Source organism: Stenotrophomonas sp. SAM-B, assembly GCF_013387485.1.
Classification (GTDB): domain Bacteria; phylum Pseudomonadota; class Gammaproteobacteria; order Xanthomonadales; family Xanthomonadaceae; genus Stenotrophomonas; species Stenotrophomonas maltophilia_AA.
Genome location: NZ_JABBXB010000003.1, coordinates 154377 through 173272, shown reverse-complemented (window position 1 = coordinate 173272; position 18896 = coordinate 154377). Strand labels below are relative to the sequence as shown.

The 18896-nt window shown below is 65.0% G+C and carries 13 protein-coding genes; 8 read left to right on the top strand and 5 right to left on the bottom strand.

Annotated features, from left to right (window positions below):
* Window positions 1–30 precede the first annotated feature (30 nt).
* Window positions 31–1641, bottom strand: a complete 1611-nt coding sequence (locus tag HH110_RS08455; RefSeq protein WP_176989276.1) for a transglycosylase SLT domain-containing protein — start codon at window positions 1639–1641, stop codon at window positions 31–33.
* Between the two features lie 121 nt (window positions 1642–1762).
* Here HH110_RS08455 and HH110_RS08450 point away from each other — a divergent pair, with 121 nt between their 5' ends.
* Window positions 1763–3268, top strand: a complete 1506-nt coding sequence (locus HH110_RS08450; RefSeq protein WP_176989275.1) for a helicase HerA-like domain-containing protein — start codon at window positions 1763–1765, stop codon at window positions 3266–3268.
* Window positions 3269–3323: 55 nt separating this feature from the next.
* Window positions 3324–3827, top strand: coding sequence for a transcription elongation factor GreB (greB, locus tag HH110_RS08445; protein WP_176989274.1), 504 nt, complete (start codon window positions 3324–3326; stop codon window positions 3825–3827).
* Window positions 3828–3856: 29 nt separating this feature from the next.
* On the opposite strand, the gene HH110_RS08440 is transcribed toward greB, so the two are convergent.
* Window positions 3857–4690, bottom strand: a complete 834-nt coding sequence (locus HH110_RS08440) for a DUF3025 domain-containing protein (RefSeq protein ID WP_176989273.1) — start codon at window positions 4688–4690, stop codon at window positions 3857–3859.
* Entirely contained in the window at window positions 4687–6051 is a 1365-nt protein-coding gene (gene rimO, locus HH110_RS08435) for a 30S ribosomal protein S12 methylthiotransferase RimO (protein ID WP_176989272.1), read from the bottom strand. The genes HH110_RS08440 and rimO overlap by 4 nt, the downstream gene beginning before the upstream one ends.
* Window positions 6052–6255: 204 nt before the next feature.
* On the opposite strand from rimO, the gene HH110_RS08430 reads away from it, so the two are divergent.
* Genes HH110_RS08430 through HH110_RS08420 form a run of 3 tightly spaced genes read left to right on the top strand, consistent with a single transcriptional unit; the run spans window position 6256 to window position 7532 of the window.
* A complete protein-coding gene (locus HH110_RS08430) occupies window positions 6256–6933 on the top strand; it encodes a dienelactone hydrolase family protein (RefSeq protein WP_176989271.1) in 678 nt (225 codons plus the stop codon).
* On the top strand, window positions 6930–7352 hold the full coding sequence (locus HH110_RS08425; protein ID WP_176989270.1) for an HIT domain-containing protein: 423 nt from the start codon (window positions 6930–6932) through the stop codon (window positions 7350–7352). Before HH110_RS08430 ends, HH110_RS08425 begins: the two co-directional genes overlap by 4 nt.
* A 15-nt stretch (window positions 7353–7367) precedes the next feature.
* Window positions 7368–7532 (top strand): DUF5668 domain-containing protein, encoded by a 165-nt coding sequence (locus HH110_RS08420; protein WP_167390309.1) that lies wholly within the window; start codon window positions 7368–7370, stop codon window positions 7530–7532.
* A 56-nt stretch (window positions 7533–7588) separates the two neighbouring features.
* On the opposite strand, the gene dcd is transcribed toward HH110_RS08420, so the two are convergent.
* Window positions 7589–8161: a dCTP deaminase gene (dcd, locus tag HH110_RS08415; protein WP_019182646.1), complete on the bottom strand. Its 573-nt coding sequence runs from the start codon at window positions 8159–8161 to the stop codon at window positions 7589–7591.
* Between the two features lie 64 nt (window positions 8162–8225).
* Window positions 8226–9080 (bottom strand): iron-sulfur cluster carrier protein ApbC, encoded by an 855-nt coding sequence (gene apbC, locus HH110_RS08410; protein ID WP_176989269.1) that lies wholly within the window; start codon window positions 9078–9080, stop codon window positions 8226–8228.
* 343 nt (window positions 9081–9423) lie between these two features.
* On the opposite strand from apbC, the gene HH110_RS08405 reads away from it, so the two are divergent.
* From HH110_RS08405 to HH110_RS08395, 3 genes are all read left to right on the top strand, one after another.
* The gene (locus tag HH110_RS08405) at window positions 9424–12408 is read left to right on the top strand and encodes a TonB-dependent siderophore receptor (RefSeq protein ID WP_241696483.1); all 2985 of its coding nucleotides are present in this window, start codon (window positions 9424–9426) and stop codon (window positions 12406–12408) included.
* Window positions 12409–12770: 362 nt separating this feature from the next.
* Window positions 12771–15578 carry a TonB-dependent receptor gene (locus HH110_RS08400; protein WP_176989268.1) on the top strand — a complete coding sequence of 936 codons (2808 nt, stop codon included), beginning with the start codon at window positions 12771–12773 and terminating at the stop codon, window positions 15576–15578.
* A gap of 403 nt (window positions 15579–15981) precedes the next feature.
* Entirely contained in the window at window positions 15982–18795 is a 2814-nt protein-coding gene (locus tag HH110_RS08395) for a TonB-dependent siderophore receptor (protein ID WP_176989267.1), read from the top strand.
* The last annotated feature ends 101 nt before the right edge of the window (window positions 18796–18896 follow it).

Genomic DNA, 18896 nt, shown 5'->3' with positions numbered 1-18896 from the left:
GTGATGCCGGCGAGCCTACCCGGTTATGTCTTACTTGTCCTTGTCGCAGCCCTGCAGCTTGATGCTCTGGCCCTGCCGGAGCGAATAGGCCGGTGCCTTGAGGCCGTTGGCCCGCGCCAGGGTGGGCACATCGCACTGGAACTTTGCTGCGATCCTGCCCAGGGTCTCGCCTTTGCCGACCTTGTAACTGCGGGCCGGCTTGGCCTTGGGCTTGGCGGCCGGAACAGCGACAGGCGCGGCCGGGGTCACCGCCGGCATGGCCTGGGCCTGGGCGACCGGAACCACGCTGCCCACCGCCACGTTGCCGGTATAGCTGACCGCGGTGGGCCGCACGATCGCGGCATTCAGATCGGCCGTGATCAGGGTGCGGGCCAGATCGGCGCGCGGACCGCTGACGCAGAAGCGGTTGTACAGGCCGGCGATGCGGGTGGTCGCGTTGATGATCGTCCCAGCGGGAATCCAGCCGTCCGCCTCATAACGCGGATTGAGGTTGCGCAGCGCGCGCATGTAACCGTCGCGGGTGCCGCTGCTGCCCAGGCAGATCGTCAGCTCGTAGATGGTGGTCGACTTGGCCAGGCGGATCGTGGCCGGCTGCGCGCTGATTTTCGGGAACTCCACGCCGTACTGCTGCGGGTGCAGATAGATCCATGCCGCGGCGATCACCATCGGCACGTAGTCCTTGGTCTCGCCCGGGAACTGGTTGTAGACGCTGTCGGTCCAGAAGCCCTGCCCCGGATACTGCCGGAACACGCGGATGGCGCGGCCTTCGCCGCCGTTGTACCCGGCCAGCGACAGCTCGACGCTGTTGTTGAGCTCGCGCATGCGTTCGTTGAGGTACGTCGCGCTGGCCTCGGCGGCACTGCGCGCATCGAACCGGGTATCGAAGCCGGTACCGTCCGGGCCCAACCCGAAACGACGGCCGGTAGCCGGCATGAACTGCATCAGCCCGGCCGCGCCGGCGCGCGAGGACGCATGCACGCGGCCGTTGGATTCCTTGGCCATGATGCCGAACAGCAGCGCCTCGGGCAGGCCGCGCTTCTCCCACTCCGGCCACATCACCGCGCGCAGGTTCTGGTAATTCTCGTAGCTGGTGAGCAGCGCCGGGCGCATGTCGGTCAGCCAGCGGCGGATGCCGGCCTGCACGGCCGGGTTGTACTCGACCATGGTGTCGAAGGCGTGCCGCTTGTCATTGAGCAGCGCTGCGGCGCGGGCAGCTTCGGGGACATCGGCAGCCAATGGCCCGACATGGTCCGGGTCGGCCTCCAGCAGGGTGCCGTCGGCGATGGCCGCGCCGTCTTCGCTGTCCTGCTGGCTGTCGGCGTTGCTCTTGAGCAGGCGCTTGTAGGTCGGCAGCAGATTGCTGACCTGGCAGCCCTTCTGGGCCACGCAGGCGCTGATCACATCCTCCATGTCCTCCAGCGCGGCATCGGCCTCGTTGGTGCCCTTGGGGTCGGCGTTGTTCACCAGCACCAGCGCCGCGTTGTAGCGCTTCTCGGCGGCCGTCATGCGCTGATCGAGCGCTTCCACCTTGGCCTTGTCGCGGGCGGAGACGCGCTGGGCATGGGCCTCGGGGACGAACGACAGCATCGCGGCGAGGGCAAGCAACGGCCAACCACGGACAAGCAAGACAGGAACGGGCATTTTTGGCACTGTGTGCGAACGATGGGGCAGAGTAGCCGTGCCGCTTGCATCGGGGCAACCCGTCTGCCGGCCGGCCCATGCCGACGTTTAGAATCCCGCCTATTCACACTGCGAGTTGACCATGGATCCGATTCTGCTCGGCAAAGGCATCACCGACGATATCCCCGTCACCCTGTTGCCGCGGCTGGGCAACCGGCACGGCCTGGTGGCCGGCGCGACCGGCACCGGCAAGACCGTCACCCAGATGACGCTGGCCGAGGGCTTCTCGCGGATCGGCGTGCCGGTGTTCCTGGCCGATGTGAAGGGTGACGTCTCCGGCCTGGCCGTAGCCGGTGCCGGGACGGATGCGCTGCTGCAACGCGCGAAGGACCTGGGCGTGGCCGACTATGCGCCCGCCGCCAGCCCGACCATTTTCTGGGATCTGTACGGCAAGCTCGGCCACCCGGTGCGCACCACGGTGAGCGAGATGGGCCCGACCCTGCTCGCCCGCATCCTGGAGCTCAACGACACCCAGGCCGGCGTGCTGGACATCGTGTTCAAGCTCGCCGACGACCGCGGCCTGCTGCTGCTCGATCTGGATGACCTGCGCGCCCTGCTCGGCCTGGTCGCCGAGGAGCGCAAGGACATCTCCACCGAGTACGGCCTGGTGAGTGCGCAGACGGTCGCGGCGATCCAGCGTTCGCTGCTGCGCCTGTCCCAGGATGGGGGCGAAGCCTTCTTCGGCGAGCCGGCGCTGGAGCTGGCCGACATCATGCGGGTCAACCATGATGGCCGCGGCGTGATCGGCATCCTCGCCGCCGACCAGCTGGTGCTCAAGCCGCGGCTGTATTCGACCTTCCTGCTGTGGCTGCTCTCGGAGCTGTTCGAAACGCTGCCGGAAGTCGGCGACCTGGAGAAGCCGAAACTGGTCTTCATCTTCGATGAGGCGCACCTGCTGTTCGATGACGCACCTGCGGCGCTGGTGCAGCGCATCGAGCAGGTGGTCCGGCTGATCCGCTCCAAGGGCGTGGGCGTGTACTTCTGCTCGCAGTTCCCGGATGACGTGCCGGCCAACATTCTCGGCCAGCTCGGCAACCGCGTGCAGCATGCGCTGCGTGCGTTCACGCCGCGCGACCAGAAAGCGGTGAAGGTCGCCGCCGAAACCTTCGTGCCCAATCCGAAACTGGATGTGGCCGCTACGCTGGCCACGCTGGGTACCGGTGAAGCGCTGGTGTCCACGCTGCAGGACAAGGGGATTCCCTCGCCGGTGCAGCAGACCCAGATCGCACCGCCGCGCTGCCGGATGGGCGCGATCACCGAGACCGAACGTGCCCAGGTACGTGCCGGCAGCCCGGTCGGCACCCGCTACGACACCGCGATCAACCGCGAGTCCGCCGCGGAGCTGTTGGCGCAGCGCGCGCAGAAGACCGTCGAGCAGGCCGATGCCCCGAAGGCCCGCACCCGCCAACAGGATGAGGCCCAGGAAGGGGGCTTCGGCCAGTCGATCAAGGATGCGATCTTCGGCACCAAGCGCCGCCAGGGCATGATCGAAACCATGGCCAAGCAGACCACGCGCACCGTCGGCACCCGGCTGGGCAACCAGATCGTGCGCGGCCTGCTCGGCGGCATTTTCGGCGGAAAGCGTTGATACTGCGTGTCGCGCCCTGTGGCGCGGCACCTTTTGACGAGCACAAGCAGACCTGATGTCGCGTTGGCGTCCCCCCGCGGAAAAAAGCACGGCCCTGATCACCGCACAGGGCCATCAGCGGTTGAAGACCGAACTGGATGAGTTGTGGCGTCACAAGCGCCCCGAAGTGGTGAAGGCACTGGCGGCCGCCGCCGCGGAAGGCGATCGCTCCGAGAATGCCGAGTACACCTACCGCAAGAAGCAGCTGGGCGAGATCGATCGGCGCGTGCGCTATCTGACCAAGCGGCTGGAGGCGCTGCGCATTGTCGATACCGCCCCGACCGATCCGAACGCGGTGTTCTTCGGTGCGACGGTCGAGCTGGAGAACGTCGACTCGGGCGACACCCACGTGTATCGCATCGTCGGCCCGGACGAGACCGATGCCGGTGCGGGCTGGATCAGCATCGATTCGCCGTTGGCGCGTGCGCTGTTGAAGAAGCGCGTGGACGATGAGTTCGAGGTGGAGCTGCCGAGCGGGCGCCACGGGTTCGCGATCCTGTCGGTGGCGTATCCCGGCTGACCGGGAGCGCATCCACGCGTGGGGTGGATCTACCCCAGCGCTGCGGGATACACGCGCCCTTCGCGCCGCGGCCGGAAGTACTCGATCTGCGCGTAGAACCCCCCATCCTGGTGGACGTGCCACCCGGGTATCCCCGCCAACGGCAATGGCCGCAGTTCCAGCGGATCAGTGAGCACCGCACCGTCCGTGATCGCCCGCGCTGCCACGGCGATAGCGGCGGCATCGTCATCGCCCTGCACCACCACGCACTTGCCGACCAGCAGGCGCTCCGGCAACAGGGCCTGCTCCAGCAACGCATGACCGATCACCGCCGCGACCGCGATCCCACCGGTGCGCCAGTGCCCTGCCCCCTCCACGAACAGCGCCGGCCAGTCGTGCCGGTCCCATGCGCCCAGCAGCGCCGGATCGCGCACACGCACGATGACGCCGGTCTCGTCGAACTGGGTCAGTGCCGCCTGCGCGCGGTTGCGCTGCCCCGGCGCCATCGCCGCGATATGCCGACACTGCTGCCGGTTGAGCGCCTGTTTGATGGACGGGTAACGCGCCCAGACCAGGGCATTGAACAGGTCGTGCCAGTTGTCCGCACGGGTAGCGATCCGGCCGCGCCCGGCGATGCGTGTTTCATAGTGCAGGCCGTCGGCGAGCAGCGTCGCGTCCTGCTCGACCAGATGCTTGTCCGGCAACGCGAGGCGTGCGTCGAGCGCTGCAACGGTGGGCCAATCGGGCGCCACCATCAGGTCCCGGAACCCGCCCAGCCCCGCATAGATCGGCTGTGCGAAGCAGGCCGCCTCCACCGCATCGCGCGGCGGCGCGACGAAACGGCGTCGACCGCCGCTATCGGCCGTCGACGCCGATGCGGTCACAGCACCTGCAGATCGAACGGCTTGCGCGCTTCGGCGGCGATGATCGCGTCACCGAAGAGGTCGTGATCGTCGCTCTCGGTGATCTCGACATCGACGAACTGGCCGACACGCAGCTTGGCTTCGTCGGCATTCTGGATATGCACCAGGCCGTCGATCTCCGGCGCATCCGCCTTCGAACGCGCCACCGCGATGCCGTCTTCGATGGCATCGACCAGGCACTGCTGCACGGTGCCGATCTTGGCTTCCAGGCGCGCGGCGGAAATCTCTGCCTGGCGCTCCATGAAGCGGGCCAGGCGCTCCTGCTTCACTTCTTCGGGCACCGCACCGGGCAGGTCATTGGCCGTCGCACCGGTGACCGGGGAGTAAGCGAACGCACCGACGCGATCCAGCTGCGCCTCGTCCAGGAAGCTGAGCAGCTCCTCGAACTCGGCATCGGTCTCGCCCGGGAAGCCGACGATGAAGGTCGAGCGCACGGTGATGTCCGGGCACAGCTGGCGCCAGCGCTGCACGCGCTCCAGGGTCTTGTCGACCGCGCCCGGCCGCTTCATCAGCTTGAGGATGCGCGGGCTGGCGTGCTGGAACGGGATGTCCAGGTACGGCAGGATCCGGTTCTCGGCCATCAGCGGCACGATCTCGTCCACGTGCGGGTACGGGTAGACGTAATGCATGCGGGTCCAGGCATCGAGCTCGGACAGACCTTCGCAGAGCGCCTTCAACCGGGTCTGGTAGGCCTTGTCGCGCCACATGCGTTCGGCGTACTTGACGTCCACGCCGTAGGCCGAGGTGTCCTGCGAGACCACCAGCAGTTCCTTGACGCCACCGCGCACCAGCCGCTCGGCCTCGCGCAGCACCTCATCGACCGGGCGCGAGACCAGCTTGCCGCGCATCGAGGGGATGATGCAGAAGCTGCACTTGTGGTTGCAGCCTTCGGAAATCTTCAGATACGCGTAGTGGCGCGGGGTCAGCTTGATGCCGTAATCGGGCACCAGGTCCACGAATGGATCGTGCTTGGGCGGCAGCGCGGCATGCACGGCCTCCATCACACTCATGTAGTCCTGCGGACCGGAAACCGCCAGCACGTTCGGGTAGGCCTCGCGGATCTGCTCCGGGCGCTTGCCCAGGCAGCCGGTGACGATCACCTTGCCGTTCGCGTTCATCGCCTCGCCGATCGCATCCAGCGACTCGGTCACGGCCGAATCGATGAAGCCGCAGGTGTTGACCACTACAACGTCGGCCGAGTCGTAGGAGGGAACGATGTCGTAGCCCTCGGACCGCAGCTGGGTGAGGATGCGCTCGGAATCGACAAGGGCCTTCGGGCAGCCAAGGCTGACGAAGCCGACTTTGGGGTTCAGCTGGGACATGGATCGCAAGGACTCTGGGGGCCTGGGCCCATGCCGGAATGGCGTGGGGACCTGGGGCCGGAAACGGCGGCAAGTATACCGGCGTTCAGTCCGCGCCCCTGAACCGAATCGGGCCGATCCCGCCAGATACGGCATCCCCCCTGACATCGCGCTAACCCGCGCGGGGCCGATAATGAATGCCTGAACCAACTGGAGTCTCGCACCATGGGTGAGTGGGTCACGCTCGATACGCATTACGGACCGGTCCGCGCCTGGCAGGCAACGCCGGAAGGCAAGCCGCGCGGGGGCCTGGTGGTGATCCAGGAGATCTTCGGCGCCAACCCGCACATCCGCGCGGTGGCCGACGACTACGCCGCCAAGGGCTATGCAGTGCTGGCCCCGTCGTTCTTCGATCTGGCCGAGTCGGCCCCGGACGGCACCGAACCGCCGGAACTGCCTTACGACAGCGATGGCGTGGCCGCCGGCCTGGCCATGGTCGACGAGCTCGGGGTCGAAAAGGCGCTGGAGATTGTCCGCGCGGCCGCCTCGCGGCTGGCCCCGGCCGGCAAGGTTGGCACGGTCGGCTATTGCTGGGGCGGCAGCATCGCCCTGCTCTCCGCACTGCGGCTGGGCCTGCCCTCGGTCAGCTATTACGGCGCCCGCAACGTGAAGTACCTGGACGAAACGCCCAAGGCGCCGGTCATGTTCCACTTCGGCGCCCAGGACAAGAGCATCCCGCCGGAGGCGATCAAGGCCCACCGCGAAAAGCTCCCGCAGATGGCCACCTTCGTCTACCCGGCCGATCACGCCTTCAACCGCAGCGTCGGACATGCGTATGATCCAGACAGCGCCCACCTGGCGCTGGAACGCACCCTGGACTTCTTTGCGGAGCATCTTGGATGAGCGAGTTCGAACTGGATTCACGCCTGGCCACCGACAGCGTACTGGTAGCAGAAGGGCCGTTATCGCAAGTGCGATTGATGAACGATGAAAGGTATCCCTGGCTGATCCTGGTCCCGCGCCTGGCTGGCGTGACCGAATGGATCGACCTGGACGGCGAGCAGCAGGACAAGCTGCGCACCGAATTGAACCGGGCGTGCAAGGCGCTCAAAGGCACCGATGGGGTCGAGAAGATCAACATCGGCTCGCTGGGCAACATTGTCCGCCAGCTGCATTTCCACGTGATCGGCCGCCATGTCGGCGATCCGGCGTGGCCGGGCCCGGTCTGGGGCCAGGGGCAGGCGCACCGTTTTGATCCGGGCGTGCTGGCCGAGCGTGTCGCGCACTGGAAGGAACGGCTAGGATATTCGCCCCAGCCCTAGCGGACCCTGCCCCTGATGCGTTCCAACCTTGTCGCCGCCATCGTCCTGATCCTCGTTGGCCTGTTCCTGCTGGCCAGCAATCTGGGCTGGACCAACATGAACATGGGAAAGCTGATTCTCACCTGGTGGCCGGTGGTCCTGGTGGCGGTCGGCATCGGGTTGCTGTTCGGCCGCAAGTAACACCGGTCGCTGGCCGGCACTACCGGTACGTGGGCCGGCACTACCGGGGCGTGGGCTCAGGTACGCGGCAGGGTGACGCCGGTCTGGCCTTGGTACTTGCCGCCGCGATCCTTGTAGGAGGTCTCGCAGATGTCGTCCTTGTCGGCCTGGAAGAACAGCATCTGCGCCACGCCTTCGTTGGCATAGATGCGCGCCGGCAGCGGCGTGGTGTTGCTGAATTCCAGGGTGACGTGGCCTTCCCACTCCGGCTCCAGCGGGGTCACGTTGACGATGATGCCGCAGCGCGCATAGGTGCTCTTGCCCAGGCAGACCACCAGGGTGTCGCGCGGGATGCGGAAGTACTCCACGGTGCGCGCCAGCGCGAAGCTGTTGGGCGGGATGATGCACTCATCGCCGACGATGTCCACGAAGCTGCCCGGATCGAAGTGCTTCGGGTCCACGATCGTGGAATTGATGTTGGTGAACACCTTGAACTCGCGCGAGCAACGCACGTCGTAGCCGTAGCTGGAGGTGCCGTAGCTGACGATGCGCTGGCCGTTGGCCTGCTTGACCTGGCCGGCTTCGAACGGCTCGATCATGCCGTGCTGCTCGGCCATCTGACGGATCCAGCGGTCACTCTTGATGCTCATGGGGGGTCCTGGGTGCGTAAAGGGACAACGGCACCGCCAACGGGCGCCCGGGTGTCGATTCTAATCAGATCAGCGAAGACAGGATCGGGATGCTGGCCCGCGGGCGTTTGGCCACTTCCTCGATCAGGCGCTCGGCGGCCCGCACATACGCCTGGGCGGCCGGGGACTCCGGCGCGGCAGCGGTGATCGGCGTGCCGGCATCGCCCTGCTCGCGGATGCCGATTTCCAGCGGCAGCGAACCCAGCAGCGGCACGCCGTACTGGGCGGCCATGCGCTCGCCGCCGCCTTCGCCGAACAGGTGCTCGACCTGCCCGCAGTTGCTGCAGGTATGCACGGCCATGTTCTCGACGATGCCCAGCACCGGCACCTCGACCTTCTCGAACATCTTCAGCGCCTTTCTCGCATCCAGCGTGGCGATGTCCTGCGGCGTGGTGACGATCACCGCGCCGGCCAGCGGAATCTTCTGGGTCAGGGTCAGCTGGATGTCACCGGTGCCCGGCGGCAGATCGATCAGCAGGTAGTCCAGATCGTCCCAGAGCGTGTCGTTGAAGAACTGCGTCATCGCCGACGTCGCCATCGGGCCGCGCCAGATCATCGGCGTCTCGTCCTCGATCAGGTAACCGATCGACATGGTTTCCACCCCAAACGCACGCATCGGTTCGATCGACTTGTTGTCCGGGCTTTCCGGACGGCCGCTCAGGCCGAGCATCGCCGGCACGCTGGGGCCATAGATGTCGGCATCGAGCAGGCCCACGCGCGCGCCCAGCCGGGCCAGCGCGACCGCCAGGTTGACCGCGGTGGTGGACTTGCCCACCCCGCCCTTGCCCGAGCCCACCGCGATCACGTTGCGGACGCGCGGGTGCGGCGACAAGCCCTTCTGCACTTGGCTGGCGTGGGGACGACGGGCGGAGCTTGTCACTGCGGACTCCAGCTGGATCAGGAAGGGGACCGCACATGATACAAGCACGCCCCCGCTCCTGCCTGACGCTGGACTGGGACGCGTTTCACGCGGCAAACAGTGAAAAACAACCCCCATTCAGCCAATAGTCATACTGACAGACTCGGCAAAATCAACGTAAGTCGTTGGGCACACTGGAAAAAATCCTGAACGCAAAAGTCGTTGGCGCCCATTCACTTTTCTGTAACAAATGAGACAAGTGCCGTTAACTTCATGTTAATTTCGAAATCAGGCAAGGCTTGCCTGAACCCACACTCAACACGGAACGTTGTCGTCTTTCGGCCGTTCCGAGGGACGAAATGATTTGAAGATCTCGCACCACAGCGCCCCGGCGCGCAACACCCTGACCTCCGCACTGATCGCCAGCCTGGTGCTGGCCGCCTCCCCGGCACTCGCCCAGGATGCCCCGGCGACCACCGATCTGGACAAGGTCAGCGTCACCGGCTCGCGCATTGCCCGCACCGGCTTCGTGACCTCCTCCCCGGTCACCGCCATCACCGCTGAAGAGATCCGCCAGACCGGCGCATTGACCATCAGCGACCTGATGAACAAGATGCCGCAGCTCTCGCCCTCGTTCACCCTGGGCAACTCCACCCGCTACATCGGTACCGCAGGCCTGGGCCTGATGGACCTGCGCGGCATGGGGTACGACCGCACCCTGGTGCTGGTCAACGGCCGCCGCCATGTCGGCGCCAACCCCGGCAGCACCGCGGTGGACGTCAACACCATTCCGGTGGAATGGATCGAACGCGTTGAAGTGATCACCGGTGGCGCCTCGGCCATCTACGGCGCCGACGCGGTGGCCGGCGTGGTCAACTTCATCATGAAGAAGGACTTCGAAGGCTTCGAAGCCCGCGCGCAGAAGGGCATTGCCGGCGAAGGCGGTTTCAACCGCTCCTTCGTCGCCGTCACCGGCGGCACCTCGTTCGCCGATGGCCGCGGTAACGTCGCCGTCGCGCTGGAATACAGCGAGCAGGACCGCTTCGGCCGTGGCGACCGTTCCATCGGCCGCCAGTACGACGTGAGCGTGCCGAACCCGAACTATGACAAGAGCATTCCGTCGAGCCAGAGCAACCCGCAGACGATCCTTGCCCGTCCCGGCGGCAACTACTCGACCTCCTACGGCGGCTCCTTCCAGATGGGGGGCGTCTTCGATTACCAGCGCCGGGAGACCTACGGCTACCGCTACCACTTCAATGAGGACGGCAGCTTCAGCCAGAACCGCTTTGATGGCCCGGTGGTCAGCCCGACCAGCTGCGTCAACTGCGATTTCACCGATCTCAACGCAGTGGCCGACCTGCAGCCGAAGTTCGACCGCATCAGCTTCAACACGGCGGCACACTTCGATCTGAACGACCGCCACCGCCTGTTCTTCGAAGGCAAGTACACCAAGACCGAGTCGACCTTCTTCGGTCAGCCGACCTTCGATTCGTCGCTGCGCCTGCGTCGCGACAACGCCTACATGACCCCGGAACTCGGTGCAGCGATGGACGCGGCGGGTGCCAGCACGCTGACCGTGAACCGCTTCAACGTCGATGCCGGCCGTCGTGGCGAAGAGGTCAAGCGTGAGACCCGCCGTGCCGTGTTCGGCGCCGAAGGCATGTTCGGTGACAACTGGAGCTACGAGGTTTCGGGCAACTACGGCGAGACCGAGATCAACCGTGTCAACGTCAACAACCGCTACAACGAGCGCTGGTTCGCCGGTCTGGATGCCGTGCGCACCGCCGACGGCCGCATCGTGTGCCGCATGGACGTAAACCCGGCCGCGATCAACCCGCAGACCGGCAGCGCCTATCGCCGCGATCTGATGGGCGATGGCTGCATCCCCTTCAGCATCATGGGCAACGGTGCGGTCTCGCAGGAAGCGGCCGATTGGTTCAACGTGCGCTCGCAGTACCACGGCAAGCTGCAGCAGAGCGTGTTCGCCGCCTCGGTGGCCAACAATGCGCTGTTCGCACTGCCTGCTGGTGATGTCGGCGTGGCTGCCGGTGTCGAGTACCGCAAGGAAAAGAGCACCGAGCGCACCGATCCGCTGGCCGCACAGGGCCTGACCTTCCTCAACGCCATTGCGGGCGGCGGCGGTTCCTACGACGTCAAGGAAGTGTTCGTCGAGACCAACGTGCCGCTGCTGGCCGACATCCCGGGCATCCGCCGCCTGTCGCTGGACCTGGCCGGCCGTTACTCGGACTACAACACGATCGGCTCGACCAAGACCTGGAACGTGGGCCTGGACTGGGAAGTGCTGCCTTCGCTGCGCGTCCGCGGCACCGTCGCCAAGGCGATCCGCGCCCCGAACATCGCCGAGCTGTACGACGAGCAGTCGCAGAACTTCGCGGTCATCAACGACCCGTGCAACACCAACGCGACCAATCCCAACCGTCCGGGCACGGCGGGCGATCCGGCACTGCGCGCGGCCAACTGCGCGGCACTGGGCGTACCGGCCAACTGGGTGGATTCGTACAGCGCGAACCGTCCGGGCCTGAGCGGTGGCAACCCGAACCTGAAGCCTGAGCAGGCCGACTCGTCCTCGATCGGTTTCGTCTGGCAGCCGGAGTTCTTCGAGGGCTTCGGCCTGTCGGTCGACTACTGGCGCATCACCCTCAAGGATGCGATCGGCTCGGTCTCGGCACAGAACCTGGCGACCCGCTGCGTCGATTCTCCGGCAGGCGTGAACAACGCATTCTGCTCGATGATCAAGCGCGCAGGGGCAGGCGGCACTATCGGCTCCAACGGCGCCGAGTTCCCGGAACACAGCATCTACGACTGGACCGCTGTCACCGAGAACCTGGCCAAGAGCCGCCGTACCGGCGTCGACGTGGAAATGAACTACGACTTCGGCATGGCCGGTGGCCACACCAACCTGCGCCTGGTCGGCACCCGCCTGCTCGAAGCACGCGAGTGGGAGTTCCAGGACTTCCCGAACGAGTACAAGGAGCGTTCCAACTACGTGACCAACCCGCGCTGGCGCGGTCAGTTCACCGCCAAGTACACGCTCAACAACTTCCGCGCCAGCTGGGACATGGTCTACATCCACAAGAACCTGCGTGTCTTCCCGGAGAGCTACAACACCAACCCGGGTTCGCAGCGTCCGATCTGGAACCCGTCGATGACCTACCACAACCTGCAGATCGGCTACACGATGGCCGACTCGGGCGTGGAGGTGTACCTGGGCGTGGACAACGTGTTCGACAAGAACCCGCCGGTGAACTACTTCGGTTCCGACCTGGGTAGCGCGTACTACGACAACATCGGTCGCTTCATGTACATGGGCGTCAACTACAAGTTCTGATTCCTCCAGAACCGCACCACCCAACAAGCCCGGCAACCGCCGGGCTTGTTGCTTTCAGGACCTTGGCTTCCCGGCTGCATTCCGGCTTGGAAGGCCAAAAACAGGAATCGTTTTCAGCCGGAACCATTCACCTCTTAGTCAGCAACGCACGCGTTACAAATTGATACATTTATATACACGCTTGTTTTATAAGACGTTTTTTATGCAAATCCGCCCTTATTCCTGATTGTCATGTGACTGCTTTGTGTAAGCCGCGTTAAGGCTGTGTTACGTTCGATGAAGAAGCAAGGAAGTCTTCACATCGCATGTCACCGCCCCCACGGATGGCCTCACCCACGTCGAAACTGCACTCGGGGATGCCCATGTCTCGCCACCGCTCCACTCTCTCGCGCCACCCGCTGACCGCCGCCGTACTGACCGGCATGCTGCTGACCAGCGCCGTCACCGCCTTCGCCCAGGACAGCAGCACCACCAACCTGGACAAGGTCACCGTCACCGGTTCGCTGATCCCGCAGACCGAGATCGAAACCCATACCCCGGTCGTGACCATCACCGCCGAAGACATCCAGACGCGCGGCTTCACCAGCGTGGCCGATGTGCTCCAGCAGTCCTCGCTGACCACCGGCGGCCTGCAGGGCGGCCAGACCTCCGCCTCGTTCACCCAGGGTGCCGAAGCGGCCGGCATGTTCGGCCTGAGCCCGAGCTACACCAAGTACCTCATCAACGGCCGCCCGATGCTGTCCTACCCCGCCCTGTACAACGGCGGCGACACGTTCAACAACATCAGCGGCATCCCGATCGACATCGTCGAACGCATCGAAATCCTGCCGGGCGGCCAGTCCTCCCTGTACGGCTCGGATGCGATCGCCGGCGTGGTCAACATCATCCTGAAGGAGCGGATGGACGGCAGCGTGCTGAACGTGCGCGGCGGCACCTACACCGAAGGCGGTGGCAGCACCTTCCGCGTCAGCGGGGCCACCGGCTTCAACAGCGCCGATGACCGGCTCAACGTGCTGGTCAATGCCCAGTTCGAATCGAGCAATCCGATCTGGGGCTACCAGCGCGACGTCACCAGGACCACCAACGGCAACGGCTACACCGCGCAGGTGCCGACCAACGATTTCCTGGTCGTCAATCCGGCGGCCGGCAACGCCTACCTGATGATGGACCCGAACCTGTGCGCCAACGTTGCCGGGCAGTTCGGTGGCACCACCGTGCTCGGCACGCGTGCGGCCGGCCAGTCCTGCGGCTCGATCTACAGCCCGGGCTACAAGACCGTCAAGAACGGCAAGGACAGCGCGCAGGTCTACAGCTCGTTCACCTTCGACGCCAACGACAGCCTGCAGCTGTTCGGCGATGTGCTCTACAGCTATGAAGACGTGAAGTACGCCACCGGTTCCAACTACACCTGGTGGGGCACCGCGTCGGGCTACGGCCGCTTCTGGGATCAGACAAGTGGCCAGTGGATGAACCTGCAGCGCGCGTTCGCGCCGGAAGACATCAGCGCCAACGGCTACAAGGACATCCTCAACACCGACCGCAACAAGGCCTACCAGGTTACCCTGGGCGGCCGCGGCACGCTCGGCAACTGGGATTACAGCGCCAGCTTCACCCGCGGCGAGTACAAGCTGACCGAGCGCAACTTCGTGCGCTGGGCCGACCCCATCAACAACTACTTCGAAGAACACGTGCTGGGCCCGCAGCTCGGCACCCGCAGCGGTTACGCCGTGTTCGCACCGAACTGGGAGGCCTTCTACGCGCCGATCCCGGCCGGCGACTTCGCCACCTTCACCGGTTACACCGAGAGCCAGAGCCGCACCTGGCAGAACCTGGGGCGTTTCCAGATCACCAACGGCACGCTGTTCTCGCTGCCGGGCGGTGATGCCGGTTTCGCCGTCGTCGCCGAAGCCGGCAGCGAAGGCTGGGACTACACCCCGGACGAGCGCCTGATGGATGGCAGCGTGTGGGGCACGACCGCGGTCGCCGGCGCGGGTCACCGCAGCAACTACGCGTTGACCTCCGAGCTGCGCCTGCCGCTGCTCGACTCGCTCACCGTCACCGGCTCGGGCCGCTATGACGCGTTCAAGATCGGGGACAGCACCGTCGACAAGGCCACCTACAGCATCGGCGTCGAGTTCCGCCCGATCGAGAGCCTGCTGTTCCGCGGCAAGTACGGCACCGCGTTCCGCGCGCCCAGCCTGTCCGATGCCTTCCAGGGCCTGAGCGGCTACTACGCCAACGGTGCCACCGACTACTACCGCTGCGGCCAGCTGGGCTACGCCCCGACCGATACCACCGGCTGCGCCCACGACAGCGTCTCGGTGTTCGGCCAGCGCGCCGGCAACCCGGACCTGGAGCCGATCACCGCCGATGTGTGGAACGCGGGCGTGGTCTGGGCACCGCTCAGCAACCTGTCCTTCTCGGTCGACTACTACAACTGGAAGATCAAGAACGAAGTGGACACGCTGAGCTCGGACCAGCTGCTGCTGGCCGAGTACTACTGCCGCAACGGCCAGGTCAACAACACCTCGGCCAGCTGCGACAACGTCAACGACTGGATCACCCGCGATGCCTCCGGCGTGCTGGACGAGATCTACACCCCGAAGATGAACGTGGCCAGCCAGAACCTGCAGGCCATCACCGCCAGTGCCAAGTACGTGCAGGAACTGGGTCGTTTCGGTGCGCTGCAGTTCTCCACCAACTACACCAACATGATCAAGCGCGAGCTGCAGCCGCAGCCGGGCGATGAGTACCTCGATCTGCTGCGCGATCCGTACAACATGTGGATCTACGATTCCTACGCCAAGGTGCGCGCCGATGGCTCGCTGGCCTGGGCCCTGGACAAGTGGACCACCACGCTGTACTTCAACTACGTCGGCAAGACCCCGAACTACCTGGCCTACGCCGGCAACGGCTATGACTACGTGCACTCCTCGGGCGCCAAGGCCGGCAAGTGGGGTTCCTACACCACCTACAACCTGAGCGTGAACTACCGCGCGGCGGAGAACATGACCTTCTCGGTCATGGTCAACAACGTGTTCAACAAGATGCCCGACAACCAGGCGAGCAACTACCCGGGCACCTCGGGTACGCCGTACAACAATTACTTCTACAACATCTACGGCCGTGCCGTGTATGTGCAGGCCAAGTACGAATTCGGCGCGAAGTAAGTTCCACGTCCTGGGATGGACCCTGGAGCCCCGCCGCAAGGCGGGGCTTTTTTCATGTCCGGACGCCGGGTTTCGGAATGCGAATCGGCTTTTAATCTCACTTGTTAAACACCGCCATATTCAGCACTCGCTCATCCGCGCAACATGAATAAAATTTCATGCATGCCCAGGCGATTGTTTTTCAAACGATTTCACAGCGGGTCGATATTCCTCCCCGGCCGAGGATGACCATTCAGCGAATTTCACGTTAAGCGTGTGTTACGTTCGCCGCACACCGGTTTCAACTGAACGCAGAATGAAACACCCAAGGATGGTCACAGGCCTGGGACCGGTCACCGTTGAACGCCATCAAGACGTCCCACGGAAGGGAAAGCCACGACATCACCACTACACGGGGTTACACATGTCTCGCCAAGGTAATTCGATCTCGCGTCACCCGCTTGCCGCCGCCGTCCTCACCGGCCTGCTGCTCACCAGCGCTACCGTCTTCGCACAGGACAACGGCGCCACCAATCTCGACCGCGTCACCGTCACCGGTTCGCTGATCCCGCAGACCGAGATCGAGAACCACACGCCGGTGCTGACCGTCACCGCCGAGGACATCCAGACCCGCGGCTTCACCAGCATTTCCGAAGTCCTGCAGCAGTCCTCGCTGACCACCGGCGGCCTGCAGGGCGGCCAGACCGCGGCCTCCTTCACCCAGGGCGCCGAAGCGGCCGGCATGTTCGGCCTGGATCCGGGGTACACCAAGTACCTGATCAATGGGCGCCCGATGCTGCAGTACCCGGCGCTCTACAACGGCAGCGATGCGTTCAACAACCTCAGCGGCATCCCGATCGACATCGTCGAGCGCATCGAAATCCTGCCGGGCGGCCAGTCTTCGCTGTACGGTTCGGATGCGATCGCCGGCGTGGTCAACATCATCCTGAAAGAGCGCATGGAAGGCGGTGTGCTCAACGTCCGTGGCGGCGCCACCACCGAGGGCGGTGGCAACAACATCCGCGTCAGCGGCGCCAAGGGCTTCAACAGCGCCGATGACCGCTTCAATGCGCTGGTCAACGTCCAGTACGAAAAGAGCAACCCGATCTGGGGCTACCAGCGCGACCTGACCCGCACCAACAACCGCGTCGGTTACAGCGCGCAGGTGCCGGCCAATGACTTCCTGGTCTACCTGCCGGCGGACAACAACGCCTTCGTGATGATGGATCCGACCCGCTGCGCCAGCGTCGCCGGCCAGTTCGGCGGTACCACCGTGCTCGGCACCCGCGCGGCGGGCGAGTCGTGCGGTTCGGCCTACGGCGCGGGCTACCGCACGCTGAAGAACGACAAGGAAAGCAGCCAGTTCTACAGCTCGATGACGTTCGATGTGAACGACAACTTCACCCTGTTCGCCGATGCGCTGTACAGCCTGGAAGAGGTCAAGTACACCCCGGGTTCGGGCTATACGTTCTGGGGCAGCGACCTGAGTTTCGGCGCGTTCTATGACCAGGACACCGATCAGTACATGAACCTGCAGCGCGCGTTCGCGCCGGAGGACATCGGGCCGAACGGCTACAAGGACATCCTCAACACCGACCGCAACAAGGCCTACCAGGTCACCCTGGGCGGGCGTGGCACGTTCGGCAACTGGGACTACAGCGCCAGCTTCAGCCGTGGCGAATACAAGCTGACCGAGCGCGGCTTCGTGCGCTGGGCCGATGACATCGACAGCTACTTCGAGAACCGCGTGCTCGGTCCGGTGCTCGGCACCACCGATGACGGCTACAACATCTACAGCCCGAACTGGGGCGCGTTCTATTCGCAGCTGCCGGCCGGCGATTTCCAGAGCTTCACCGGCTACACCTACAACGAGAGCAAGACCTGGCAGAACCTGGGCCGCTTCCAGATCACCAACGGCTCACTGTTCACCCTGCCCGGTGGCGATGCCGGTTTTGCCGTCGTCGCCGAAGCCGGCAGCGAAGGCTGGGATTACCGCCCGGACGAGCGCCTGATGGACGGCAGCGTGTGGGGCACCACCTCGGTGGCCGGCAATGGCCATCGCAGCAACTACGCGCTGACCTCCGAACTGCGCCTGCCGCTGATCGATTCGCTGACCGTCACCGGTTCCGGCCGTTATGACGCCTACAAGATCGCCGACAACACCGTCGACAAGGCCACCTACAGCGTGGGTGTCGAGTTCCGCCCGATCGAAAGCCTGCTGTTCCGCGGCAAGTACGGCACCGCCTTCCGTGCCCCCACCCTGCCCGACGCTTTCCAGGGCGAGAGCGGTTACTACGCCAACGGCGCGGTCGATTACTACCGTTGCGGCCAGCTCGGCTATGCGCCGGCCGATACCCTCGCCTGCCCGTACGGCAACGAGTCGGTGTTCGGCGTGCAGGCCGGCAACACGGAGCTGGAACCGATCACCGCCGATGTCTGGAATGCCGGCGTGGTCTGGGCACCGATCAACAACCTGTCGGTCTCGGTGGACTACTACAACTGGAAGATCGACAACGAAGTCGACACCCTGAGCTCGGATCAGCTGCTGCGCGCGGAGTACTACTGCCGCAACGGGCAGGACAACCCGACCTCGGCCAGCTGCGACAACGTCGCCGACTGGATCACCCGCGATGCGGCCGGCAACATCGAGCAGATCTTCACGCCGAAACTCAACGTGGCGCGCCAGAACCTGCAGGCCCTCACGGCCAGCTTCAAGTACGTGCAGGACATCGGCCGCTTCGGCTCGCTGCAGTTCGCCAGCAACTACACCAACATCCTCAAGCGCGAGCTGCAGCCGCAGCCGGGCGACGGCTACCTGGATCTGCTGCGCGACCCGTATGCGATGTGGTACTACGACGCCTACGCCAAGGTCCGTACCGATGGCTCGGTGGGCTGGGCCAAGGACCGCTGGACCACCACGCTGTACTTCAACTACATCGGCAAGACGCCGAACTACATGTCCTACCTGGGCGAGAGCTACGACTACGTGCATTCGTCCGGCTACAAGGCGGGCAAGTGGGGCTCGTACACCACGTACAACCTGAGCGTGAACTACCGGGCGCTGGACAACCTGACCCTCTCGCTGATGGTCAACAACGTGTTCAACAAGATGCCCGACGGCCAGGCCCACAGCTACGCCGGCAACGTCGCCTCGCCGTACAACAGCAGCATCTACAACCCGTACGGTCGCGCGGTGTACGTGCAGGCCAAGTACGATTTCGGCACCAAGACCAACTAAGCCGCACCAGGGATGACACCCCCGGGCCCCGCCGCAAGGCGGGGCTTTTCCTTGGCCGTCACCGGGCCGGGCGCTGGTCCGCGATTGACCGGATCAGGCCG